Source organism: Stenotrophomonas maltophilia R551-3 (genome assembly GCF_000020665.1).
In the GTDB taxonomy this organism is placed as follows: domain Bacteria; phylum Pseudomonadota; class Gammaproteobacteria; order Xanthomonadales; family Xanthomonadaceae; genus Stenotrophomonas; species Stenotrophomonas maltophilia_L.
Map to the genome: position 1 here is coordinate 1,074,649 of NC_011071.1, position 21,792 is coordinate 1,096,440.

Below are 21,792 nucleotides of genomic sequence, written 5' to 3' on the forward strand. Positions count from 1 at the left end.
ACACCTCAACTGCAGTTGAGGTCAAGTAATGGTGTCCCAGGATCTGAGCGTTGGCGAAGTATCCCAGCGCAGTGGCGTGGCCATTTCCGCGCTGCATTTCTACGAGCGCAAGGGGCTGATCAGCAGCCTGCGCACCTCGGGCAACCAGCGCCGCTACAGCCGTGACGTGCTGCGCCGACTGGCCGTGATCCGCGTGGCACAGCGGGTGGGCATGCCGCTGGAAGCCGTTGGCCGCGCTTTTGAAAGCCTGCCCGAGGGGCGCGCACCGACCAAGGCCGACTGGGCCAAGCTGTCCGCACGCTGGCGCACCGAACTGGAGGAGCGCATCCACATGCTGCAGCTGCTGCGCGACGAACTGACCGGCTGCATCGGCTGTGGCTGCCTGTCGCTGCAGCACTGCCGCCTGGCCAACCCGGGGGACGTCCTCGGCGAACGCGGCGACGGCCCGATGCGCTGGGAGTGACCGACAAAAAGGGGACGGAGGGGATTAAGTCGCAAGTGCACAAACGACTTAATCCCCTCCGTCCCCTTTTTCTTACCAGACCGTGATCGTCTCGCCGCTCTGGATGCCTTCCACCGCGCGCTGGAAGGCCAGTGCCGCGCGCTGTGCGCTCACCGCTTCAAAGCCGGGGAAGTAGGGCCCGTAGGCGGCCATCGATTCGATCAGCACGTTGGGGCTGACCACGTTGATGCGCAGGCCACGCGGCAGCAGTTCCAGCGCAGCGGCACGCACGAAGCCTTCCAGCGCGGCATTCACCGAGGTGGCGTTGACGCCATCGCGGATCGGCTGCGCGCTGACGATGCCACTGGTCAACGTGATTGAACCTCCGGCAGTGAGGTGGTGCTGCGCGACCAGCGCCAGCCGTACCTGGCCGAGCAGCTTGTCCTGCAGGCCCATGTTGAACTGAGCCGGGGTCATTGCCTGCAGCGGGCCGAAGTGCAGCTTGCCGGCGGTGGAGATCACCGCATCGACCGGGCCGGTACGCGCGAACAGTTCGGCGACGCTGGCATCGTCGGTGAGGTCCACGCGCAGTTCGCCGCTGGTGCGGCCGGCGGCGAGGATCTGGTGCTGCTGGCCAAGCTGGCGTGCGACCGCCTGGCCGAGGGTGCCGCTGGCACCCACAAGGAGAATCTTCATGGCGGTTCCTTGCGAGAGGGGGAATGAGCGCAGTCTGCGCCGTCACAGCCAGGTTCGGTAAGGTGCGTATGCTTAGTGGATTCCTAACTAAGGGTTAGCAATGGATACGCTTCGCTGCATGCAGGCCTTTGTCGCCGTGGCCGAGCGCGGCAGCTTCACCGGTGCCGCCGAGCAGCTGCAGGTCTCGGCGGTGATGGTGGGCAAGTACATCCAGCAGCTGGAGGCGCACCTGGGTACGGCGCTGCTGCAGCGGAACACCCGGCGCCAGCGCCTGACCGAAGCCGGCAGCGCCTACCTGGCCGGTTGTCGGCAGGTGCTGGAGCAGGTGCAGCAGGCCGAGGCCGATGTCGCCGGCCTGCAGGTGCAGCCACGGGGCCTGCTGCGGGTCAGCGCGCCGACCACCTGGGGCAGCTGCGTGCTGGCGCCGGTACTGTCCGGGCTGCTGCGTGAGCAGCCGTTGCTGAACATCGAACTGGACCTGAGCAACCGCCGCGTGGACCTGATCGAGGATGGCTTCGACGTGGCAATCCGCGTTGGGCCGCTGCCGTCACAGGAAGTGGTGGCGCGGCCGTTGCCACCGTACGCGATGAGCCTGTGCGCGGCACCGTCCTATCTGCGCCGGCGTGGCACGCCGCGCACCCCTGAGGATCTGGCCGGGCATGACTGCCTGAGCCATCTGGCCTGGCGCGGTGGCCATGGCTGGCAGCTGGCCAACGGTGAACAGGTGGATTGGGAGGCGCGGCTGACCTGCAATGATGGTGTTGCACTGCGCGAGGCCGCCGTCGCCGGGACAGGGCTGGTGCTGCAACCGACCGCACTGCTGGCCGGCGAGATCGCGGCAGGGCGGTTGAAGCCCCTGCTGCGCGACTACCTGCCGGAACCGCGACCGATGCACCTGATCTACCTGCCGGATCGACGGCCGCGTCCGCGCCTGCAGTGCTTCGTCGATTTCGTCATGGCCACATTGGGGCGGTGAGCATCCACGCCATGCGTGGATGATGGTAGGTGCCGACCGTTGGTCGGCACACATCGGGATCAATCATTCGCCGCAGACAGTTCCTGCCCACGCACCTGGGCGGCGCGCAGCGCCTTATCCACCAGCGTCTCGAAACCACCGGCCTGGAAGCTCTCGATCGCGGCCTGGGTGGTGCCGTTGGGCGAGGTCACGCGGCGACGCAGTTCGGCCGGGCTTTCGCCGGCTTCATCGAGCATGCGCGAGGCACCCAGCAGGGTCTGCACCACCAGCGTGCGCGCCGCTTCTGCAGGCAGGCCCTGTGCGATACCCGCCGCTTCCATCGCTTCGGCCAGCAGGAACACATAGGCCGGCCCACTGCCGGAGACCGCGGTGACCGAATCCATCAGCGACTCGCTGTCGATCCACACCGTACGCCCGGCGCTGGCCAGCACCTGTTCGGCGCGTGCGTGCTGCTGCGCATCCACCGACGCGGTGGCGTACAGGCCGGTCACGCCGGCGCCGAGCAGGGCCGGCGTGTTCGGCATCGCGCGCACCACCGGCAGGTTCCCGCCCAGCCAGCGTTCAAGCTGCGTGCTGGTGATGCCGGCGGCAATCGACACCACCAGCGGTCGGTTCGCCTGTGCCAGCGCCTGCAGCGACTGGCATACATCGCGCAGTACCTGCGGCTTCACCGCCAGCAGCCAGGTATTGCCCTGTGCGGCGGCATCAGCGGCGTTGTCGTGCACCTGCACGCCGAAGTCGGCAGCCAGTGACTCGCGCAATGCGGCCACTGGTTCGGCCACGTGGATGTGCGCGGCAGGCACGCCCTGGCGGATCAAGCCGGCGATCAGGCTGCGGGCCATGTTGCCGCCGCCGATGAAGGTGATGGAATCAACTGCCATGGAAGTCTCCTTGGAATATCAGGCCGGGCGCGGGCGCGCGCCGAACAGAGCGGTGCCGATACGCACCAGGGTGGCGCCCTCGGCGATGGCCTCGGCGTAGTCGCTGCTCATGCCCATCGACAGCGTGTCGATCTGCGCGTGCTGGGTAACCAACGACTGGAAAAGTGTGCGCATGCGCACGAATGCATCCCGGCGGCGCTCGGCCTCGGGCCACGGTGCGGGAATCGCCATCAGACCGCGCAGGCGCAGGCTGGGTTCGGCGGCAATGGCGGCAGCCAGCGCGTCCACATCCTCTGGTGCACAGCCGTGCTTGCTGGATTCGTCGTCGATGTTGACCTGGATCAGCACGTTCAGCGGGCCGCGTGCGACGGGGCGATGGCGTGCCAGCGCGGTCACCAGCTTGGGCCGGTCCACGCTCTGCACCCAGTCGAAGTGGCTGGCCACGGCCTCGGCCTTGTTCGACTGCAAGTGGCCGATCAGGTGCCATTCCAGGTCCAGGTGCTGCAGCGCCTGCATCTTGGCCAGTGCTTCCTGCACGTAGTTCTCGCCGAAGGCGTGCTGGCCCTGTGCGGCCAGCGCGGCCACGGCCTCGGCCGGCTGGGTCTTGGACACCGCCAGCAGGCGTGGATCGGGCCTGCCAGCGGCCTCGGCGGCGGCGTGCAGGTTGCTCAGGATCTGGGGCAGGGGAGTGGCCACGTAACGCGTTCCGTTGAATCAGGAGGCTATACTGCCGCCCGGGGAAAGATCCTTCCAGTCGAAGCCGTTATTGGGGAGTAGCCGCTCATGGATATCGCCGAGCTGTTGGCGTTTTCCGTAAAGAACAAAGCGTCCGACCTGCACCTGTCCGCAGGCCTGCCGCCGATGATCCGCGTGGACGGCGACGTGCGCCGGATCAACATCCCAGCCCTGGACCACAAACAGGTCCACGCGCTGGTGTACGACATCATGTCCGACAAGCAGCGCCGCGATTACGAGGAATTCCTCGAAGTGGACTTCTCCTTCGAGATCCCGTCGCTGGCGCGCTTCCGTGTCAATGCGTTCAACCAGAACCGCGGCGCCGGTGCGGTGTTCCGTACCATTCCGTCCGAGGTGCTCACCCTCGAGGACCTGGCCTGCCCGCCGCTGTTCCGCGAAGTGATCCAGCAGCCGCAGGGCCTGATCCTGGTCACCGGCCCGACCGGTTCGGGCAAGTCGACCACGCTGGCGGCGATGATCGACTACATCAACAAGAACGAGTACGGCCACATCCTCACCGTCGAGGATCCGATCGAATTCGTGCACACCTCGCAGAAGTGCCTGATCAACCAGCGCGAAGTGCACCGTGATACGCATGGCTTCAACGAAGCGCTGCGCTCGGCACTGCGTGAGGATCCGGACATCATCCTGGTCGGCGAACTGCGTGACCTGGAAACCATCCGCCTGGCGCTGACCGCGGCGGAAACCGGCCACCTTGTGTTCGGGACCCTGCACACCAGTTCGGCCGCCAAGACCATCGACCGCATCATTGACGTGTTCCCGGCCGGCGAAAAGCCGATGGTGCGCTCGATGCTGTCCGAGTCGCTGCGTGCAGTGATCTCGCAGGCGCTGCTGAAGAAGGTCGGCGGCGGTCGTACCGCTGCGTGGGAAATCATGGTCGGCACCCCGGCCATCCGCAACCTGATCCGGGAGGACAAGGTCGCGCAGATGTATTCGGCCATCCAGACCGGCCAGCAGTACGGCATGATGACCCTGGACCAGCACTTGCAGGACCTGGTCAAGCGCAGCCTGATCACCCGCAACCAGGCCCGCGAGTACGCCAAGGACAAGCGTCTGTTCGAGTAAGGCGAGGCAATGGCGGGGCAGCGCGCAGCAAGGCGCGGCCGTCCCCGCGATGTCCCCTCCACCGACCGATTCCTGGAGCCTTTCGTGAACACCACCGCCACCACCATCGATTTCACATCGTTCCTCAAGCTGATGGCGCACCAGCGCGCCTCGGACCTGTTCATCACTGCAGGCATGCCGCCGGCGATGAAGGTCAACGGCAAGATCTCGCCGATCACGCAGACACCACTGACCCCGCAGCAGAGCCGCGACCTGGTGCTGAACGTGATGACCCCGGCGCAGCGCGAAGAGTTCGAAAAGACCCACGAGTGCAACTTCGCCATCGGCCTGTCCGGTGTCGGCCGCTTCCGTGTCAGCTGCTTCTACCAGCGCAACCAGGTGGGCATGGTGCTGCGTCGTATCGAGACGCGCATTCCCACCGTGGAAGAGCTGAGCCTGCCGCCGATCATCAAGACGCTGGCGATGACCAAGCGCGGCATCATCCTGTTCGTCGGCGCCACCGGTACCGGTAAATCGACCTCGCTGGCAGCGATGATCGGCTACCGCAACCAGAACTCGACCGGCCACATCATAACCATCGAAGACCCGATCGAATTCGTGCACAAGCATGAAGGCTGCATCATCACCCAGCGCGAAGTCGGCATCGATACCGACAGCTGGGAAGCCGCGCTGAAGAACACCCTGCGCCAGGCGCCCGATGTGATCATGATCGGCGAAGTGCGTACCCGCGAAGGCATGGACCACGCCATCGCGTTCGCCGAAACCGGCCACCTGGTGCTGTGCACCCTGCATGCCAATAACGCCAACCAGGCGATGGATCGCATCGTCAACTTCTTCCCGGAAGATCGTCGCAACCAGTTGCTGATGGATCTGTCGCTGAACCTGAAGGGCGTGGTTGCGCAGCAGCTGGTGCCGTCGCCCGATGGCCGCTCGCGCAAGGTGGCGATGGAGATCCTGCTGGGCACGCCGCTGGTGCAGGACTACATCCGCGATGGCGAGATCCACAAGCTGAAGGAAGTGATGAAGGATTCGGTCCAGCTGGGCATGAAGACCTTCGACCAGAGCCTGTTCGAGCTGTACCAGGCCGGCGAGATCAGCTACGAGGACGCACTGCGCTACGCCGATTCGCAGAACGAAGTGCGCCTGCGCATCAAGCTCAGCCAGGGCGGCGACGCGCGCACCCTGTCGCAGGGGCTGGATGGCGTGGAGATCTCCGAGATCCGGTGATCTGCGTGTTCCGTAGAGTCGAGCAAGCTCGACTCTACGGGCGGGCGGCTCCGCGCATTGATGAATTCCAGTCATGACCAACTGCAATGCTGCCCATTCAATCCGTGGGCTCTGCAGGCGTATCGTCAGCGCTCCCCCTCTGGAGCACGACGATGCAGACACGTGAACTCGGCCGCAGTGGCCTGAAGGTTTCCGCCCTCGGCCTGGGCTGCATGGGCCTGAGCCATGGCTACGGCCAACCGGTGGAGCGGGGCCAGGGCATCGCCCTGCTGCGGGCCGCCGTCGAGCGTGGCGTGACCTTCTTCGACACCGCCGAAGTGTACGGCCCGTACACCAACGAAGACCTGCTCGGCGAGGCGTTGGCGCCGTACCGCGACAGGCTGGTGATCGCCACCAAGTTCGGCTTCAAGGATGCGCGCGTCGATACCGGGCTGGACAGCCGCCCCGAGAACATCCGCGCGGTGGCCGAGGCCAGCCTCAAGCGCCTGCGCACCGACCATATCGACCTGTTCTACCAGCACCGCGTCGACCCCAACGTGCCGATCGAGGATGTCGCTGGCACCGTTCGCGACCTGATCGCCGAGGGCAAGGTCGGCCACTTCGGCCTGTCCGAGGCCAGCGCCGCGACCGTTCGCCGTGCGCATGCGGTGCAGCCAGTGGCCGCCGTGCAGAGCGAGTACTCGCTGTGGTGGCGTGAGCCGGAGCGCGAGCTGCTGCCCACGTTGCAGGAACTGGGCATCGGCTTCGTACCGTTCAGCCCGCTTGGCCGTGGTTTCCTGACCGGCGCGATCAACGCCGACACCACCTTCGACGCCAACGACTTCCGCAACACCGTGCCGCGTTTTGAAGTGGAGGCGCGTCGAGCCAATCAGGCGCTGGTTGACCGCATCAGCACGATCGCCGCGGCCCGTGGCGCCACCCCGGCGCAGGTGGCGCTGGCCTGGCTGCTGGCGCAGGCGCCGTGGATCGTGCCGATTCCGGGCACCACCAAGATCCATCGCCTGGAAGAAAACCTGGGCGCGGCCGACCTGCAGCTGGCGCCGGAGGAACTGCAACGCATCGCGCAGACGTTGGAGGAAATCTCCATCGTCGGCGAGCGCTACAACGCGCAGCGCGCCGCGCAGGCGAAGGGTTGATCACCAGGTGGGTTCGGACCGTTGGTGGTGGGTGCGGACCGTTGGTCCGCACTCCTCAACTCCCCATCGGCCCACGCAGTGCATCAAGCACCGTCCGCATCGCCACGGTGACGTGGCGGCGCGACGGGTAATACGCGTAGTAGCCATCGAAGTGCGGGCACCAGTCGTCCAGCACCGACTGCAGGCGGCCATCGTCCAGCATCGGCTGCACCTGGTCTTCCGGCAACCAGGCGAGGCCGCTGCCGGCCAATGCGGCAGCACGGGTCATGCCCATGCTGTTGAAGATCCACTGGCCGCTCACGCGTACGCTCAGCTCGTTGCCGTCCTGGCCGAAATCCCACGGCATCAGCCCGCCATGCGTGGGCAGGCGCAGGGTGACGCAGTTGTGGTTGGCCAGGTCGTGCGGATGCCGCGGCACCACGTACTGGTGGAAGTAGCTGGGTGCACCGACCACGCGCATGCGCAGCGGCGGGCTGACCGGTACCGCGATCATGTCGCGCGCCAACCGTTCGCCGAGGCGGATGCCGATGTCGTAGCGCTCGGCGACGATATCGGCCAGGCCGTAGTCGGTGGTCAGTTCCACCTTCAGGTCCGGATACTGCTGCAGCAATGGTGCCAGCCGCGGCCAGGCGATGTACTCGGCGGCATGGCCGGTCGCATTGATGCGGATGGTGCCGGCCGGTCGCTCGCGGTACTCGGCCAGTGCGGCCAGTTCGTCCTCGATCTCGGCCAGGCGCGGGGCGAGGGTATCGAGCAGGCGGGCGCCAGCCTCGGTGGTGGACACGCTGCGGGTGGTGCGGGTCAGCAGGCGCACGCCGAGTCGCTCTTCCAGCCCGCGCATGGCATGGCTGAGTGCGGACTGTGAAACGCCCAGCTGGGCGGCGGCCCTGGTGAAGCTGCCTTCGCGGGCAACGTGGACGAAGGCCTGCAGGTCGTTGAGATTTTCACGGGGCATGACGGGATGATACGGCTCCCGGATTGAACGGATCTGTCGATTTCCGGCTCCCCGGTTCGTCGTACCGGTACATCCATCGCAAGGAGCTTCCGCATGAGCACTGAAAAGCCCAAGGGCCCGGCCTCGTACTTTCCCTCCATCGAGAAGACCTACGGTCAGCCGGTGACGCACTGGTTCGGGCTGCTGGCGAAGCAGCCTGGGCTGAAACACATGGAACTGGTGAGCTTCCTTAAAAGCGAGCATGGGCTGGGCCATGGCCACGCCAACGCGCTGGTGGCGCACCATCTGGCCGGGAAGGGATGAGGCAGGCAACGCTGCGCTGAACGGTCGTGTGGGGTCAGGCCACACGGCATCCAGAGTCAGGCAGACTGGGCGCTCATCCCGAGGCAGGACGCCCATATGCAGGTCACGCTGGACGCGATCACCGTCGACAACTACGAAGCCGTGTGCGACCTCGACGTCAGTGAGGCGCAGCAGGATTTCGTCGCCGGCAACACCTGGTCGCTGGTGCAGGCCGCATTCCATCCCGGCTACCAGACCCGTGCCATCCAGGCCGATGGCGAGCTGGTTGGATTCTTCATGTGGGTGCCGGAGACGCCGCAGCGCATCTCGATCTGGCGCTTCATGGTCGATCAGCGCTGGCAGGGGCGCGGCATCGGGCGGCGCGCGCTGGAACTGGCGCTGGCGCAGATCCGGGATACGCCCGGTCTGGCCGAGATCGAGATCTGCTACAACCCGCACAATCCGGTGGCGGGCGCCTTCTATGGCAGCTTCGGTTTCGTCGAGACCGGCATGGACGACGATGGCGAGGACATGCTGGCCGTGCTGCCGGTGACACCTCCGAAATAACCTGAATGGGCGAGCGCAGCTGAACGATTTCATCTGCAACTGTCATGCGGATCGTGTCTAATAGCGCTCCCCACCTGCTGTTCCCCCACCCGTATGTCCCTTCCCGCCCATGGCTCCGCGCCGTGCGACGACGCTGACGGCCACCTGGTCACCGCTGGTCCGCTGACCCCACCGCCCGACAGCGCCGGCACCACCGCCGACGAAAAAGCGCTGCGCCACTCGATTGCCGAGGACGTGCAGGGCATGGTGCTTGCCACGATGGTGGCCTCGCTTGGCTTGGCCATCTTCGCCAAGGGTGGGCTGATGATCGGCGGCATGGCCGGCATGGCCTTCCTGCTGCACTACTCGATGGGCTGGAACTTCGGCTTGGTGTTCGTGCTGGTCAACCTGCCGTTCTACTGGGTGGCACTGCGGCGCATGGGCTGGGAATTCACCCTGAAGACCTTTGCTGCGGTCACCGCCTGTGGCGTGCTGACCGACCTGCTGCCGCGCTGGATCGATTTCTCGCACATCAACCCGCTGTATTCGGCGATTGTTGGTGGCGCGTTGTCCGGCCTGGGCATCCTGTTCTTCATCCGCCACCGCGCCAGTCTCGGCGGCATCGGCATTCTCGCCGTGTACCTGCAGCGCACCCGTGGCTGGAGCGCCGGCAAGGTGCAGATGTCCTACGACGCCTGCCTGATGGTGGCCGCGTTCTTCGTGCTGTCACCGTCGAAGGTGTTGTACTCGGCCATCGGCGCGGTGGTGCTCAGCCTGGTGCTGATGTTCAACCACCGCCCGGGCCGTTACATGGGCGTGTGACGATTCGACGGTAGTGCCGGCCGCTGGCCGGCAACACCTGCAGCATTCCGAGGCTGCCGGCCAGCGGCCGGCACTACCGGGAGGCCTGCAACCACGGCGGCGACAGCTTCAGCAGCCGCGCATGCACCGGGCAGTCCTCGGCGTGCGCACCGGGCAGGTAGCCCAGGCTCATCAGGAACTCGCCGGTGATCTCGCCGCCGGTGAAGCGGAACGTCTTCTTGAACAGCTTCACCCAGTCGGCCTTGCTGCGCGGATGGTGCGCGTCCAGCCACGCCGCGAAGCTGCCGTGGCTGGCCCGCAGCTGCTGGATCACCTGTGCGTTGTGGATCGCCGCCAGCACCTTCAGCCGGTTGCGGATGATGCCCGCGTCCGACAGCAGCCGTTCGATGTCCTGCTCGGCGTAGGCTGCAACCCGATCCACATCGAAGCCGTCATAGGCCGCGCGGAAGCCCTCGCGCTTCTTCAGGATGGTCTCCCAGCTCAGCCCGGCCTGGTTGATCTCCAGCACCAGCCGCTCGAACAGCTCGCGCTCGTCACGCTGCGGGAAGCCGTATTCGTTGGCGTGGTAGTAGTCGTGCACCGGATGGCCCGGGGCGATGAGGCAGTAACCGCTCATGGAGAAGACTCGTTGGATTCGGGTTCGGGATCGATGGCCACCGCGGGGTGCCCGCCGATGGACAGCATCGGCCAGCGCGGTGGCACAAGCGTGAGTTTGCCGTCACGCAGGGCCTGGTTGATCGCCTCGGCCTGGCCGCTGGCGGCACCGAACAGCGAACCGGCCCGATGCCAGCGCGTGTCCTTGCCGCGCGCGTACAGCACGCAGTCCGGCCCACGGATGTTGTACAGCTCGCACAGCAGCACCTCGGCGCTGCCGTCGCCATCCAGGTCACGATGCACGATCAGGCAGTCGCGCTCGCTCTGGGCGCAGGATTCGCCGTTGATCGCGCGGGTGGCCAGTGCCTGCCACCAATCGTCCGGTGGCGAGCTGGATCCCTTGGCCAGCTTCAGCGCGCGCTGCAGGGCGGCGATATCCTGCGGGCCCTTGTCCAGGCGGGTGCCGCCGTCCCAGCGTGAGGTGCGTGCCAGCGCATCGGCGATCACCTGTGGCGCGTTGGCATCGGCGGTGATGGCCGGATCGTCCTGCAGTTCGCGCAACGCCTGCACGCCACGGTGGCCGAGGTCGAAGCGCAGCACGTTGACGTCGCTGCTGGTGATCGCCGGCGGGTCCGCACGCAGCCGCGCCAGCTGGCTGGACAGGGTCAGCCGCACCGGGTCCAGCAGCGGCGAGTTGCCCAGCAATGCCAGTGCCAGCACCGCCCAGCACATCCAGCGGTTGACCGGCTCCAGCGTCTGCAGCCAGCGGCCCCGCCGGCGCACTACCGCCAACGCGTAGCCCAGCGCATAGCCGGCCACGGCCAGCGCGATCAGCACCGCCCAGAAGCGGTCCAGGGTCCAGCCGTACTGCACCACGCGCAGGCCCAGTGCATACAGCGCCAGCACCGCATAGACCGGCAGCGCCAGCAGGCTGGCCTCGACCAGCCGGCGCAGCAGCAGGGGGTAGGGCGCGGTGTCGTCGCCCTGCTGGTAGACCGCATTGGTGAACGACACCAGCAGCAGCGACAGCACCAGCAGCAGGCTCGCGGCAGAACGGGTCTTCCACAGCGGTTCCAGCCCGGTCAGCGGCAGGCTCAGCACGAACAGCACGGCGATGAACGAGAGCAGCGGCAGCAGCCCGCGGCAGATCGCGAACAGCACCTGGCGGGTGATCTGGATCGCGCGGTGCTGGGTGCGCCCGATCAGCACACCAAACCCGGCCAGGCTGCCGGTGGCCAGCGCGATGAACGCGTCCTGCCGGAACAGATCGCGGAAGAAGGTCACGTCCAGCAGCTGGAACAGGGCCGCCCACAGCCACAGCAGCAGCCAGGTCAGCCCGGTGAACAGCGCCGCCAGGGCCAGGGTCAGGCCGTTCTGCCAGGCACGCTCGAACAGCTCCGGATAGCTGGCGCGCCAATGCCCATGCTGCAGCTGGAACTGCCACCAGGGCAGGGCCACGAACACTGCCACGGCCATGCCCAGGGTCAGCGGGAACTGCAGTGCGCCCGATTCCAGTGCGGTTTCGCCGTTGAGGTTCCAGCCGATCCAGGCGGCCAGCGCCAGCACCACCGCCGAGCCGAGCATGGCCTGCAGCCACAGGCGGCGCTGGCCCAGATCGACCAGGCTCAGCGCCACCGCGCTGGGAATAGCCAGCACCCAGGCGTACCAGCAGTAGCGCCAGCCGATATCGCGGAACGGCCACGCATCAGACAGCTCCTGCGCGGCATACAGCATCAGGCCCTGCAGCAGCGCGATCAGGACGATGGCGCTGCGTGCGGGCAGGGTCAGGGGCGATGAAGACTGCATCGACGACCTTCCATGGCAAAGCACCATCCTAGCCGATCGCCGCGCGCGTCCATCGCGCGACCATCCCGCCCCCAGCAGGTAGAATGGGGGCATGCCTGTAACGCCGACCTCCCTCGCCGATCACCTGCTCGTTGCGCTGCCGTCGCTGCTCGACGCGACCTTCGCCCGCAGCGTCGCGCTGATCTGCCAGCACGACGAGAACGGTGCGATGGGTGTGCTGGTCAACCAACCTTCCGAATACACGCTGGGCGAAGTGCTGGCACAGATGGACATCACCACCGGTGATGGCGACCTGCAGGCGCGCATGGTGCTCAATGGCGGCCCGGTGCATCCCGAACGCGGCTTCGTCATCCATGACGACGCGCGCGCATGGGATTCCAGCCTGATCGTGGGTGAAGGCCTGTACCTGACCACCTCGCGTGACATCCTCGAAGCGATGGCGCGCGGCGAAGGCCCGGCCAATGCCGTGGTCACGCTGGGCTGTGCGGGCTGGGGCGCAGGGCAGCTGGAAAGCGAGCTGTCCGAGAACAGCTGGCTGACCGTGCCAGCCGATGCCGAGCTGGTGTTCCAGCTGCCGCTGGAGCAGCGCTGGCAGGGCGCGGCCTCGCGCATCGGCGTGGACCTGTTCCGGCTGACCGATTACAGCGGCCATGTCTGAGCCGACCGCGCCCGCACCGGTGTCTGCTGCCCCGGTCATCCGCCGTGACGGCACCGTTCTGGGTTTCGATGTCGGCTCGCGGCGTATCGGCGTGGCCATCGGCAGTGCCTTCGCTGCGCATGCGCGCGCGGTGGCCGTGGTCGACGTGCACGGCAACGGCCCGGACTGGACCGCGATCGAACGCCTGATCAAGGAATGGAAGCCCGATGGCCTGGTGGTCGGTGACCCGCTGACCCTGGACGGCCAGGACCAGCCCAACCGCAAGCGCGCGCAGGGCTTTGCCCGCCAGCTGCGGGAACGTTTCAAGCTGCCGGTGGTGATGATCGACGAGCGTTCCAGCTCGGTCGAGGCCGCCCGCCGCTTCGCTGTCGAGCGCGCCGAAGGGCGCAAGCGCCGCCGCGATGCGGCCGCCCTCGATGCCGTGGCCGCGGCGGTGATCATCGACCGCTGGCTGTCGTCCCCCGACGATGCCATCCCCATTCCCTGACTGCCCGACACCGCCATGACCGCCCAGCAACTCGATGCCTCCGGCCGCCTGCGCCACCTGCTGACCCTCGAAGGCCTTCCGCGCGAGACCCTGCTGCAGCTGCTTGACCGCGCCGGCCAGATCCGCGATGCCGCGGTCGGTCGTGTCGGCAACAAGCGCCAGGTGCTGGCCGGCTCAGCGGTGTGCACGCTGTTCTTCGAACCGTCCACGCGCACCCGCAGCTCGTTCCAGCTGGCCGCGCAGCGCCTGGGCGCCGACGTGCTGAACTTCGATGCCTCGACCTCGTCCACGCGCAAGGGCGAAACCGCCTGCGACACGCTGCGCAACCTGGAAGCGATGGGCGTGCGCGGCTTCGTGGTGCGCCACCCCGATGATGGCGCCGTGGCCGCACTGGCCGAAGCGGCGGGCGAGGGCACCGCGCTGATCAATGCCGGTGACGGTCGCAGCGCGCACCCGACCCAGGGCCTGCTCGACATGCTGACCCTGCGCCAGGCCAAGGGCCCTGATTTCTCGAAGATGAAGGTGGTGATCGTCGGCGACGTGAAGCATTCGCGCGTGGCCCGCACCGACCTGCATGCGCTGCGTACGCTGGGCGTGGGCGAGATCCGCGTGTGCGGCCCGCAGTCGCTGCTGCCCGACGACGAGACCCTGAAGGGCTGCGTGGTCGGTGATGATTTCGACGCGATGCTGGAAGGCGTCGACGCGCTGATGATGCTGCGCCTGCAGCGCGAGCGCATGGAGGAAGGCCTGGTGCCGTCGCTGGAGCAGTACCACGCGCAGTACGGCCTGACCAACGAACGCCTGGCCCGCGCCGGCAAGGATGCAGCCGTGCTGCATCCAGGCCCGATCAACCGCGGCGTGGAAGTGACCGACGAAGTGGCCGACGGCCCGCAGTCGTGGGTGCTGCGCCAGGTCGCCAACGGCGTCGCCGTGCGCATGGCCGTGCTGGAAACGCTGCTGGGCTGATCGCCCTGGTGGGTGCCGACCGTTGGTCGGCACAAAAGGGATTCACCCTGAACTGTCTGGGTGGGTGCCGACCGTTGGTCGGCACGGTTGATCTGTCCTTATCCGATCCGGTGGGTGCCGACCGTTGATCGGCACTGAACCATCAGTGCGGTGAAGTGCGGGCCTAGCCTTTGAATGGTTCCGGGCCTACCTGTACTGACGTGGTTGCCCGATAGAAGAGGGATGCCGGCAGGCACACGCTTGTGCCCATGAACCGCGCACGCCTGAGACTTGGCCGCCATTCCCGGATCGGGCAATCCTACATCCTGACCACCGTCACCCAGGAACGTCGACGCTACTTCGATGATGCCACTGCGGCACAGGAGGTGATGGATGTGTTCCGTCGCATTGATGCTGAAGGCCTGACGCACTCACTTGCCTATGTGGTCATGCCGGACCACATCCATTGGCTGGTGGAGGTCCGTGCGTTCTCGCTGGACTACGTCATGCAATGCTTCAAATCGAGCAGTGCATTGCGGATCAACCGCATGCTGGGTAGGACAGGACCATTCTGGCAATCGAGCTATCACGATCACGCCATTCGTTCTGAAGAATCACTGTTCCGCCATGCGATGTACATCGTCGCCAACCCGCTCAGGGCGAACTTGGCGAGCTGCGTGGGAGAGTATCCGTATGCCTGGTGCCGATGGGAGATCGATGGGAGGTACCAAGCAATGGATTACCCCGAAGCGGAGAGATAGTGCCGACCAACGGTCGGCACCCACCAATACCCAAGCCAACCAACGGTCGCCACCCACCAATACCCAAGCCGACCAACGGTAGGCATCCACCAACAGATGTTTTCCAGCAGAAGCTGCGGTTCAGCGCTTCTGCGCGAACAGCCACGCCCACATCGCCGGGTCGGCGTAGGTGGCGTCCCAGGCATTGTGGTTGCCTTCCGGGTATTCGGTGTAGCGCACGTCGCGTGCGTTGGCGCTCTGGAATGCGGCATGCAGCCTGCGGTCGTCGTCCGGTGGCACCACATCGTCCAGCGCGCCGTGGAAGATCCAGATCGGTGTGTGCTGAAGGCGCTTGGCGATCTCCGCATACGGATCAGACTCCTGCGCGACCTGCTCGACGAACAGGGTCGGCCGCTTCGCACGCGGTGCCAGCACGGCACCGCATACCGGCACGATCGCGGCAAAGCGGCGTGGGTCGTCCAGGGCGATATTCCAGCTGCCGTAGCCGCCCATCGACATGCCGGTCAGGTACTGCCGGGCAGGGTCGGCGCCGAATTCGGCGATCGCTGCATCGAGTGCCGCCAGCGCGACACGGTTGTTGTGGCCGCTCCATTCCTCGTGGCCTGGCACCTGCGGGAACACCACCAGCGCAGGGAAGCCGGGGTGCTCGCGCAAGTAAGGTCCCAGCCCGGCGTGGGTCTGCCTGACACCATCGCTGCCGCGCTCGCCGGAGCCGTGCAGGAACAGGATGACCGGGAGGTGGGTGGGAGCGGCGGCCTGCACGCCGGCCGGAATGAACACCTGGTAGTAGGCCGTCTCGCCATCCACCTTCACCGCGCGGGCTTCGAAGCGTCCGCGCGCGCTGTCTGGAAGCGATGTGCAAGCGGTCATCATCAGAACGGCCAGCAGTGGCAGCCAGCGCGACAGCGAACGGACCATGGGCTTTCCCGTAGCGGCAGGATCGTCCGCATCGTAGTCCGCCGCGATCAGCCTGGCATCATGCGCTGCGTCACTCCGGGTGCGGGAAGCTGGCGATGATGTCCAGCTGCTCCTGTGCTTCAGCATTGCCTTCGGCGGCGGCCGCCTGCACCTGCGCCCTATCCGGATGCAGCACCACCAGCAGTGGGTTCTCGCAGACCGGGCAGTCGTACTCGGTGGCGTCTTCGTCCAACTCCATCACCATGGCGCGCGAGCTGCCCTTCCATTCGCAGGCCGTGCAGGTGTACTGCTGGTCACGCCAGCCGGGCTGGAAGTAATTTTCGATCGTCGTTGCCATGGGTGTTCCAGTTGGGATCGGGTCAGCGCCCCGCGCGGTGCGGATCCGACCCTTGATACGGTCAGTGCAGCAGCACCAGGGTGGCCAGGCCGAGGAAGGTGAAGAAGCCCATCGAGTCGGTCACGGCGGTCAGGAAGATGCCGCTGGCCAGCGCCGGGTCGAAGCCGAAGCGTTTCAGCGTCAGTGGCACCAGCACGCCGGCCAACGCGGCGAACAGCAGGTTGCAGGTCAGCGCGATGGCGATCACCGCCGACAGACCAGGTGAATGGAACCAGGCGAGCACGATCAGGCCCAGTAGCGAGCCGAGCACCACGCCGTTGAGCAGGGCCACCCGTACTTCCTTCCACAACAGCGTGCGTGCGTTGGAACTGCCGACCTGGCCCAACGCCAGGCCACGCACCATCAGCGCCAGCACCTGGGTGCCGGCATTGCCACCGAGGCCGGCAACGATCGGCATCAGCACCGCCAGCGCCACCAGCTTGTCGATGGTGCCTTCGAAATGGCCGACCACGCTGGAGGCGAGGAAGGCGGTGCACAGGTTCACCGACAGCCACATCAGGCGGCGGCGCATCGCACGCCAGACCGGGCTGAACAGATCCTCGTCCTCGTCCAGGCCGGCGGCGCCCAGCGCCTGGTGCTCGGCCTGGCCACGGATGATGTCGACCACGTCATCGATGGTGATGCGGCCGATCAGGATGTTGTTGTCATCCACCACCGGCGCGGAGATCCAGTCATGGTCGGAGAACTGCCGCGCCACCTCCTGGTCGCTCTCGCCGACATCGATCGCCGGTTGCTCATCGTCGATCAGGCGGTTGATCGGCGTGGTGTCCTCATGGGTCACCAGCGAGGCAAGCGACACCCGGCCCAGGTACTGGTGGCGGCGGCTGACCACGAACAGGTGATCGGTGTGGTCGGGCAGCTCGCCGCGCAGGCGCAGGTAGCGCAGCACCACGTCGACGTTGACGTCCGCACGCACGGTCACCACGTCCGGGTTCATCAGGCGGCCGGCGCTGTCCTCGGGGTAGGACAGCACCTGTTCCAGGCGCTCGCGGTTCTCGCGGTCCATCGACTTGAGGACTTCGTCGATGACCGTGTCCGGCAGATCCTCGACCAGGTCGGCCAGATCGTCGATGTCCAGGTCTTCGACCGCGGCGATGATCTCGTCCGGGTCCATGTCGGCGAGCAGGCTTTCGCGCACGTCGTCGCCGACGTGGACCAGCACCTCGCCGTCATCTTCCGGATCGACCAGGCCCCAGACGATCTCGCGTTTGCCGGGCGGCAGCGATTCGAGCAGGTTGCCGATCTCGGCCGGCGCCAGGGTATTGACCAGGCGGCGCACCGGGCCCAGTCGGCCGCTGTCCAGTGCATCGGACAGCATCCGCAACTGGCGCGCAGTCTTGTCGTGGCGTACAGCCTCAGCCATCGCAGCTCCCGCGGGATAAGAAAAGCCGCGATCCTGGCAAGGATGCGGCAACAGGGGTGTTCAGCGCGTCATTATCGCAAGGGGATGTTTCAACGCATAGCCGCCGGGCATGGCCCGGCGCTACCAGGCGACGTGCGGCGGTAGCGCCGGGCCATGCCCGGCGAACGGGGTGTGCTGCGATCAGGACGCGTCCGCCACCAGCGCCAGCCAGCGCTCGATGGCACGGCGGTCGCGGGCGGCCAGCAGCTTGGGAGCTCGTGCGCGTAGTGCCCCCAGGTCGGCGTCGCGGATCGCGCGGCGTACTTCCAGCAGGGTGCCGGGGTGCAGGCTGAATTCGGTCAGGCCCAGTGCCAGCAGCAGTGGGGTCATTCGTGCATCACCGGCGATCTCGCCACACACCGCCACCGGGATGCGATGGCGCACGCCGGTCTCGATCACCATCTGCAGCAGCCGCAGCACCGCCGGATGCAGCGGCGAGTACAGTTCGCCCAACGCTTCGTTGTTGCGATCGGCCGCCAGCAGGTACTGCACCAGGTCGTTGGTGCCGATCGACAGGAAGTCGACCAGATCGATGAAGCTCTCCAGTGCCAGCGCGGCGGCCGGTACCTCGATCATTGCGCCCAGCGGCACGTGGTCGGACACCATGTGGCCTTCGCCTCGCAGCTGCTCGGTCAGCTTGAGCATGCGCCGGCGCACCGCCAGCAGCTCCTCGCGGGTGCTGACCATCGGCACCAGCACGCGCAGCTTGCCGTAGGCCGAGGCGCGCAGGATCGCGCGCAGCTGGGTGTCGGCCACCTTCGGCCGCGCCAGCGACAGGCGCACGCCGCGCAGGCCCAGTGCCGGGTTCTCTTCGTTGCTCAGGGTCAGGCCGGTGCGGTCGGCCTTGTCCGCACCGAGGTCGAGGGTGCGGATGGTCACCGGTCGCCCGCTCATGCCCAGTGCGGCATCGCGGTAGGTCTGGAACTGTTCTTCTTCGTCCGGCAGCTCGTTGCGCTGCAGGAACAGGAATTCGGTGCGGTACAGGCCCAGCCCGTGCGCGCCCAGCGCATGCGCCTGGGTCACGTCCTCCAGCGATTCGGCATTGGCCAGCAGGGCGATGTCGACCTGGTCGCGGGTACGGCTGGGCTTGCTGCGCAGGCGGCCAAGTTCGCGCTGCTCGCGTGCGTGCTCTTTCAGCCGCGCGCGGTAGTCGCGCAGGTTGTCGGCCTGCGGGTTGGAGGTGATGCTGCCGTCTGCGCCGTCGATGATCAGCACGTCGCCATCGGCAATGCGGCTGAGCAGCTGCGGTACGTTGACGATCAAGGGCAGGTGCAGGCTGCGCGCCAGGATCGCACTGTGCGACAGCGCGCTGCCGGCGGCGGTGACGATGCCGACCACGCCCTGCGCCTGCAACTGGGCAAGCTCGGAGGGCGCGATGTTGTCGCAGACCAGGATTTCACCGGCGAGGCCTTTCACCGCTGGCGGCCGCTCGGGTTGCAGGAATGCATGGATGCGGCCGATCACATGGTCGAGGTCGTCCATGCGGCTCTTCAGATAGGCATCGTCCATGCCATCGAAGACCTTGGCCAAGCGGTCACGCTGCAGGCGCAGCGCATAGCCGGCGCTGTACGGGCCGCTGCGGATCAGCTCGTCCAGCCCGAACAGCAGCTCGGGGTCGTCCAGCAGCAGTGCATGCAGGTCGAGGAACTCGCCCACTTCCTGGTTCAGTGCACCCTGCAGGCGCTGTCGCAGCTCGTGCATTTCCGTGCGCGCGGCATCCACGGCACGGTGCAGGCGGGCCAGTTCGGCCTCGACCTGGTGGACGGCGACCCGTTGCTCGGCAACCTCCAGTGCATGCGGCAGGCGCACACGGGCGCGGCCCATCGCGGTGCCTCGGGCCGCACCATGGCCGGCCAGCAGCTGTACCGGCCGTTGGCCGGAACTGACCTGGCCGGCGCGTGCGCGTGGCACGCTCAGTTGTCCTCGTCGAAGCGGCGCTCGAACAGGCCGACCACCGCCTCCATCGCGGCGACTTCGTCCTCGCCGTTGATCCGCACGGTGACCGGGGTGCCCTGGCCGGCGGCCAGCAGCATCACGCCCATGATGCTCTTGGCGTTGATCTCACGGCCCTTGGCGGCCATGGTCACGTTGCAGCGGAACGGCGCCAGGGTCTGCACCAGCTTGGCGGTGGCCCGGGCATGCAGGCCCAGGCGGTTGCTGACGGTGAGTTCTCGTTCAAGCATCGTCGACTATCGCTCCATTACGGGTACCCGCCGCGGCTGTGGCGGGCAGTTGATCCAGTCCCTGTTCCGGATAATTCATCACCCGCAGCAACATCGGCAGGCTCAGCGCCGACACCCGGCGAACCGGGGTACCCAGCCGGGCCAGCTGCCCGGCAAGGTTGGCGGGGCTGGCACCGTACAGGTCGGTCAGGATCAGCACGCCATTTCCCCCATCGACCCGCCGCAGGGCGGCCGAGGCGAGCGGAAGCAGGGCGTCCAGGTCTGCGTCGAACGGTACTTCGAAAGCTTCTGTTTTCAGCGGCAACTGCCGCAGGAGCCGGGTCGCCACGTCAAGCAGGGCGGTCCCGACCCCAGGATGTGTTACGAGGAGAATGCCACAGGTCATTACTGCACGTTAACAGGTCAAGGTGAATTGGCGATAGCAGCAGGAGAGGGGCACAGTGTCCCGTATTCAGTGTTGCTCGGGTCAGAGCCCTTTTCCGTTGAAAAGGGATCCGACCCCATCCGTTTTTTTCGATGCCTGACAGAGATTCATCCACGCATGGCATGGATCTACCGTGTCGACCAGGGTCGACATCTACCAACAGCACACGGAATCTGTCAGAGGCGGGGCAGTGTGGGTAGGCAGGACCGTTGGCGCCATGGGCCCAAGGCATGCCTCGGGCGGGTTGGGCAGGACGCCCAACCCCGGTCTTGCTGTGTGCGCAGGACAGCGCACACGAGCAAGGCGCCATCGAGCCCCCAGGGGTGAGGGCGCTTTGCTTGCGAAGCACTGCTTTGCAAGCGCCCGAACGCACAGCCGCCAGCGGCTGGGCCGGACCGCGGAGCGGGGTTTACGGCGTGTCCTGCCTACCCACACCGCCTCGCCATCCCACGGAATGCCGCTTTTGCTTTTGCTGTTGCCGGCCAGCGGCCGGCACTACCAGCGGGTGCCGGGCGCAGCCCGGCCGACCACCCTCAATCCTGTTCGCGGTGGTAGGTCGCCACGTCTTCCCAGCCCATCTCACGGGCGTGGCGCGCCATGCGTTCGGCCAGGAACACCGAGCGGTGCTTGCCGCCGGTGCAGCCAAACGCCACGGTCACGTAGCTGCGCGTGCCATCCCCCAGCTTCGGCAGCCAGGTATCGAGGAAATCCGTCAGCTGGGCCAGGTAGTGCTGCACGTCCGGTTGCGCTTCCAGGTAATCACGCACGCCCGGTTCGCGGCCACTCAGCGCGCGCAGGTCCGGATCCCAGTGCGGATTGGGCAGCACGCGCGCGTCGAACACGAAATCCGCCTCGGCCGGCACGCCGCGCTTGTAGGCGAACGATTCGAACAGCAGCGACAGGCGCGTGGCGTGGTCCAGCGCGAACTCGGTGATGATCCGTCGCCGCAGCTGGTGCACGTTGAGCGTGCTGGTGTCGATCACCGCATCGGCTTCACGGCGCAACGGTGCGGTCAATTCACGCTCGCGGGCGATCGCTTCGGGCAGTGACAGCCCCAGCTGGCTCAGCGGGTGGCGACGGCGGGTGTCGGCATAGCGCTTGAGCACCGCTTCGTCGCTGGCTTCGAAGAACAGCACCTCCACTTCCACGCCGGCATCGGTGGCCAGCTGCCGCCAGTTGCCCAGCTGGCTCAGGTTGGACTGGCCGCGCACGTCGATGCCCACCGCCAGGCGGCGCGGTGCACTGCCGTCATGGTTGGCCAGCAGGCTGCGCACGAAATCGGGCAGCAGGTTGATCGGCAGATTGTCCGAGCAGTAGTAGTCCTGGTCCTCGAAGGTCTTCAGGGCGACGGATTTACCCGAGCCGGACAGGCCGCTGACGATGATCAGGGTCGGGGCGGAGGGGGGTGCGGTGCTCATGGACAGGCTCTTCGA

General features: G+C 66.7%; 25 protein-coding genes. 12 read left to right on the forward strand and 13 right to left on the reverse strand.

Features of this window, described 5'->3' with window-relative positions:
- Positions 1-28 precede the first annotated feature (28 nt).
- Positions 29-463 (forward strand): redox-sensitive transcriptional activator SoxR, encoded by a 435-nt coding sequence (gene soxR, locus SMAL_RS04795; protein WP_004147068.1) that lies wholly within the window; start codon positions 29-31, stop codon positions 461-463.
- A 72-nt stretch (positions 464-535) separates the two neighbouring features.
- On the opposite strand, the gene SMAL_RS04800 is transcribed toward soxR, so the two are convergent.
- A complete protein-coding gene (locus SMAL_RS04800) occupies positions 536-1,138 on the reverse strand; it encodes a short chain dehydrogenase (RefSeq protein ID WP_012510267.1) in 603 nt (200 codons plus the stop codon).
- A 100-nt stretch (positions 1,139-1,238) separates the two neighbouring features.
- Here SMAL_RS04800 and SMAL_RS04805 point away from each other — a divergent pair, with 100 nt between their 5' ends.
- A complete protein-coding gene (locus SMAL_RS04805) occupies positions 1,239-2,114 on the forward strand; it encodes a LysR family transcriptional regulator (RefSeq protein ID WP_012510268.1) in 876 nt (291 codons plus the stop codon).
- 59 nt (positions 2,115-2,173) lie between these two features.
- On the opposite strand, the gene proC is transcribed toward SMAL_RS04805, so the two are convergent.
- Entirely contained in the window at positions 2,174-2,995 is an 822-nt protein-coding gene (gene proC, locus SMAL_RS04810) for a pyrroline-5-carboxylate reductase (protein WP_012510269.1), read from the reverse strand.
- 18 nt (positions 2,996-3,013) lie between these two features.
- Positions 3,014-3,691: a YggS family pyridoxal phosphate-dependent enzyme gene (locus SMAL_RS04815; protein WP_012510270.1), complete on the reverse strand. Its 678-nt coding sequence runs from the start codon at positions 3,689-3,691 to the stop codon at positions 3,014-3,016.
- Positions 3,692-3,778: 87 nt separating this feature from the next.
- Here SMAL_RS04815 and SMAL_RS04820 point away from each other — a divergent pair, with 87 nt between their 5' ends.
- From SMAL_RS04820 to SMAL_RS04830, 3 genes are all read left to right on the forward strand, one after another.
- On the forward strand, positions 3,779-4,816 hold the full coding sequence (locus SMAL_RS04820) for a type IV pilus twitching motility protein PilT (protein ID WP_004147099.1): 1,038 nt from the start codon (positions 3,779-3,781) through the stop codon (positions 4,814-4,816).
- Between the two features lie 84 nt (positions 4,817-4,900).
- Complete coding sequence (locus SMAL_RS04825; RefSeq protein ID WP_005408369.1) at positions 4,901-6,043, forward strand: PilT/PilU family type 4a pilus ATPase; 1,143 nt, start codon at positions 4,901-4,903, stop codon at positions 6,041-6,043.
- A 152-nt stretch (positions 6,044-6,195) separates the two neighbouring features.
- Positions 6,196-7,179, forward strand: coding sequence for an aldo/keto reductase (locus SMAL_RS04830; protein ID WP_012510271.1), 984 nt, complete (start codon positions 6,196-6,198; stop codon positions 7,177-7,179).
- Between the two features lie 55 nt (positions 7,180-7,234).
- Here SMAL_RS04830 and SMAL_RS04835 read toward each other — a convergent pair whose 3' ends face one another.
- Positions 7,235-8,134 carry a LysR family transcriptional regulator gene (locus tag SMAL_RS04835; RefSeq protein ID WP_012510272.1) on the reverse strand — a complete coding sequence of 300 codons (900 nt, stop codon included), beginning with the start codon at positions 8,132-8,134 and terminating at the stop codon, positions 7,235-7,237.
- A gap of 93 nt (positions 8,135-8,227) precedes the next feature.
- On the opposite strand from SMAL_RS04835, the gene SMAL_RS04840 reads away from it, so the two are divergent.
- From SMAL_RS04840 to SMAL_RS04850, 3 genes are all read left to right on the forward strand, one after another.
- Positions 8,228-8,437: a DUF4287 domain-containing protein gene (locus tag SMAL_RS04840; RefSeq protein WP_012510273.1), complete on the forward strand. Its 210-nt coding sequence runs from the start codon at positions 8,228-8,230 to the stop codon at positions 8,435-8,437.
- Between the two features lie 96 nt (positions 8,438-8,533).
- On the forward strand, positions 8,534-8,983 hold the full coding sequence (locus SMAL_RS04845) for a GNAT family N-acetyltransferase (protein ID WP_012510274.1): 450 nt from the start codon (positions 8,534-8,536) through the stop codon (positions 8,981-8,983).
- 93 nt (positions 8,984-9,076) lie between these two features.
- Positions 9,077-9,784 (forward strand): YitT family protein, encoded by a 708-nt coding sequence (locus tag SMAL_RS04850; protein WP_012510275.1) that lies wholly within the window; start codon positions 9,077-9,079, stop codon positions 9,782-9,784.
- Between the two features lie 73 nt (positions 9,785-9,857).
- Here SMAL_RS04850 and SMAL_RS04855 read toward each other — a convergent pair whose 3' ends face one another.
- A complete protein-coding gene (locus SMAL_RS04855) occupies positions 9,858-10,400 on the reverse strand; it encodes a DNA-3-methyladenine glycosylase I (protein ID WP_012510276.1) in 543 nt (180 codons plus the stop codon).
- Positions 10,397-12,184, reverse strand: coding sequence for a DUF4153 domain-containing protein (locus tag SMAL_RS04860; RefSeq protein ID WP_012510277.1), 1,788 nt, complete (start codon positions 12,182-12,184; stop codon positions 10,397-10,399). Before SMAL_RS04860 ends, SMAL_RS04855 begins: the two co-directional genes overlap by 4 nt.
- 91 nt (positions 12,185-12,275) lie before the next feature.
- Between SMAL_RS04860 and SMAL_RS04865 the strand changes: the two genes are divergently transcribed.
- From SMAL_RS04865 to SMAL_RS04880, 4 genes are all read left to right on the forward strand, one after another.
- A complete protein-coding gene (locus SMAL_RS04865; RefSeq protein WP_004147177.1) occupies positions 12,276-12,842 on the forward strand; it encodes a YqgE/AlgH family protein in 567 nt (188 codons plus the stop codon).
- Positions 12,835-13,329 carry a Holliday junction resolvase RuvX gene (gene ruvX / locus SMAL_RS04870; protein ID WP_012510278.1) on the forward strand — a complete coding sequence of 165 codons (495 nt, stop codon included), beginning with the start codon at positions 12,835-12,837 and terminating at the stop codon, positions 13,327-13,329. Before SMAL_RS04865 ends, ruvX begins: the two co-directional genes overlap by 8 nt.
- A gap of 15 nt (positions 13,330-13,344) precedes the next feature.
- A complete protein-coding gene (locus SMAL_RS04875; protein WP_004147181.1) occupies positions 13,345-14,295 on the forward strand; it encodes an aspartate carbamoyltransferase catalytic subunit in 951 nt (316 codons plus the stop codon).
- A gap of 248 nt (positions 14,296-14,543) precedes the next feature.
- Positions 14,544-15,035, forward strand: coding sequence for an REP-associated tyrosine transposase (locus SMAL_RS04880; RefSeq protein WP_004147230.1), 492 nt, complete (start codon positions 14,544-14,546; stop codon positions 15,033-15,035).
- 120 nt (positions 15,036-15,155) lie between these two features.
- Here SMAL_RS04880 and SMAL_RS04885 read toward each other — a convergent pair whose 3' ends face one another.
- The 7 genes from SMAL_RS04885 to rapZ form a co-directional block, all read right to left on the reverse strand.
- Complete coding sequence (locus SMAL_RS04885; protein WP_004147231.1) at positions 15,156-15,953, reverse strand: carboxylesterase family protein; 798 nt, start codon at positions 15,951-15,953, stop codon at positions 15,156-15,158.
- A 70-nt stretch (positions 15,954-16,023) separates the two neighbouring features.
- Positions 16,024-16,290 (reverse strand): hypothetical protein, encoded by a 267-nt coding sequence (locus SMAL_RS04890; protein WP_012510279.1) that lies wholly within the window; start codon positions 16,288-16,290, stop codon positions 16,024-16,026.
- A 61-nt stretch (positions 16,291-16,351) separates the two neighbouring features.
- On the reverse strand, positions 16,352-17,713 hold the full coding sequence (mgtE, locus tag SMAL_RS04895) for a magnesium transporter (RefSeq protein WP_004147235.1): 1,362 nt from the start codon (positions 17,711-17,713) through the stop codon (positions 16,352-16,354).
- Between the two features lie 180 nt (positions 17,714-17,893).
- Positions 17,894-19,663 (reverse strand): phosphoenolpyruvate--protein phosphotransferase, encoded by a 1,770-nt coding sequence (gene ptsP, locus SMAL_RS04900; RefSeq protein ID WP_012510280.1) that lies wholly within the window; start codon positions 19,661-19,663, stop codon positions 17,894-17,896.
- A gap of 2 nt (positions 19,664-19,665) precedes the next feature.
- The gene (locus tag SMAL_RS04905) at positions 19,666-19,935 is read right to left on the reverse strand and encodes an HPr family phosphocarrier protein (RefSeq protein WP_012510281.1); all 270 of its coding nucleotides are present in this window, start codon (positions 19,933-19,935) and stop codon (positions 19,666-19,668) included.
- Positions 19,928-20,320: a PTS sugar transporter subunit IIA gene (locus SMAL_RS04910; protein WP_012510282.1), complete on the reverse strand. Its 393-nt coding sequence runs from the start codon at positions 20,318-20,320 to the stop codon at positions 19,928-19,930. The genes SMAL_RS04905 and SMAL_RS04910 overlap by 8 nt, the downstream gene beginning before the upstream one ends.
- A 572-nt stretch (positions 20,321-20,892) precedes the next feature.
- Entirely contained in the window at positions 20,893-21,777 is an 885-nt protein-coding gene (rapZ, locus tag SMAL_RS04915; protein ID WP_012510283.1) for an RNase adapter RapZ, read from the reverse strand.
- Between the last annotated feature and the right edge of the window lie 15 nt (positions 21,778-21,792).

Coding starts and splice junctions, on each gene's coding strand:
- soxR (WP_004147068.1), top strand. CDS start 29: ATGGTGTCCCAGGATCTGAGCGTTGGCGAAGTATCCCAGCGCAGTGGC.
- SMAL_RS04800 (WP_012510267.1), bottom strand. CDS start 1,138: ATGAAGATTCTCCTTGTGGGTGCCAGCGGCACCCTCGGCCAGGCGGTC.
- SMAL_RS04805 (WP_012510268.1), top strand. CDS start 1,239: ATGGATACGCTTCGCTGCATGCAGGCCTTTGTCGCCGTGGCCGAGCGC.
- proC (WP_012510269.1), bottom strand. CDS start 2,995: ATGGCAGTTGATTCCATCACCTTCATCGGCGGCGGCAACATGGCCCGC.
- SMAL_RS04820 (WP_004147099.1), top strand. CDS start 3,779: ATGGATATCGCCGAGCTGTTGGCGTTTTCCGTAAAGAACAAAGCGTCC.
- SMAL_RS04830 (WP_012510271.1), top strand. CDS start 6,196: ATGCAGACACGTGAACTCGGCCGCAGTGGCCTGAAGGTTTCCGCCCTC.
- SMAL_RS04835 (WP_012510272.1), bottom strand. CDS start 8,134: ATGCCCCGTGAAAATCTCAACGACCTGCAGGCCTTCGTCCACGTTGCC.
- SMAL_RS04840 (WP_012510273.1), top strand. CDS start 8,228: ATGAGCACTGAAAAGCCCAAGGGCCCGGCCTCGTACTTTCCCTCCATC.
- SMAL_RS04845 (WP_012510274.1), top strand. CDS start 8,534: ATGCAGGTCACGCTGGACGCGATCACCGTCGACAACTACGAAGCCGTG.
- SMAL_RS04850 (WP_012510275.1), top strand. CDS start 9,077: ATGTCCCTTCCCGCCCATGGCTCCGCGCCGTGCGACGACGCTGACGGC.
- SMAL_RS04855 (WP_012510276.1), bottom strand. CDS start 10,400: ATGAGCGGTTACTGCCTCATCGCCCCGGGCCATCCGGTGCACGACTAC.
- SMAL_RS04860 (WP_012510277.1), bottom strand. CDS start 12,184: ATGCAGTCTTCATCGCCCCTGACCCTGCCCGCACGCAGCGCCATCGTC.
- SMAL_RS04865 (WP_004147177.1), top strand. CDS start 12,276: ATGCCTGTAACGCCGACCTCCCTCGCCGATCACCTGCTCGTTGCGCTG.
- ruvX (WP_012510278.1), top strand. CDS start 12,835: ATGTCTGAGCCGACCGCGCCCGCACCGGTGTCTGCTGCCCCGGTCATC.
- SMAL_RS04875 (WP_004147181.1), top strand. CDS start 13,345: ATGACCGCCCAGCAACTCGATGCCTCCGGCCGCCTGCGCCACCTGCTG.
- SMAL_RS04880 (WP_004147230.1), top strand. CDS start 14,544: ATGAACCGCGCACGCCTGAGACTTGGCCGCCATTCCCGGATCGGGCAA.
- SMAL_RS04885 (WP_004147231.1), bottom strand. CDS start 15,953: ATGGTCCGTTCGCTGTCGCGCTGGCTGCCACTGCTGGCCGTTCTGATG.
- SMAL_RS04890 (WP_012510279.1), bottom strand. CDS start 16,290: ATGGCAACGACGATCGAAAATTACTTCCAGCCCGGCTGGCGTGACCAG.
- mgtE (WP_004147235.1), bottom strand. CDS start 17,713: ATGGCTGAGGCTGTACGCCACGACAAGACTGCGCGCCAGTTGCGGATG.
- SMAL_RS04905 (WP_012510281.1), bottom strand. CDS start 19,935: ATGCTTGAACGAGAACTCACCGTCAGCAACCGCCTGGGCCTGCATGCC.
- SMAL_RS04910 (WP_012510282.1), bottom strand. CDS start 20,320: ATGACCTGTGGCATTCTCCTCGTAACACATCCTGGGGTCGGGACCGCC.
- rapZ (WP_012510283.1), bottom strand. CDS start 21,777: ATGAGCACCGCACCCCCCTCCGCCCCGACCCTGATCATCGTCAGCGGC.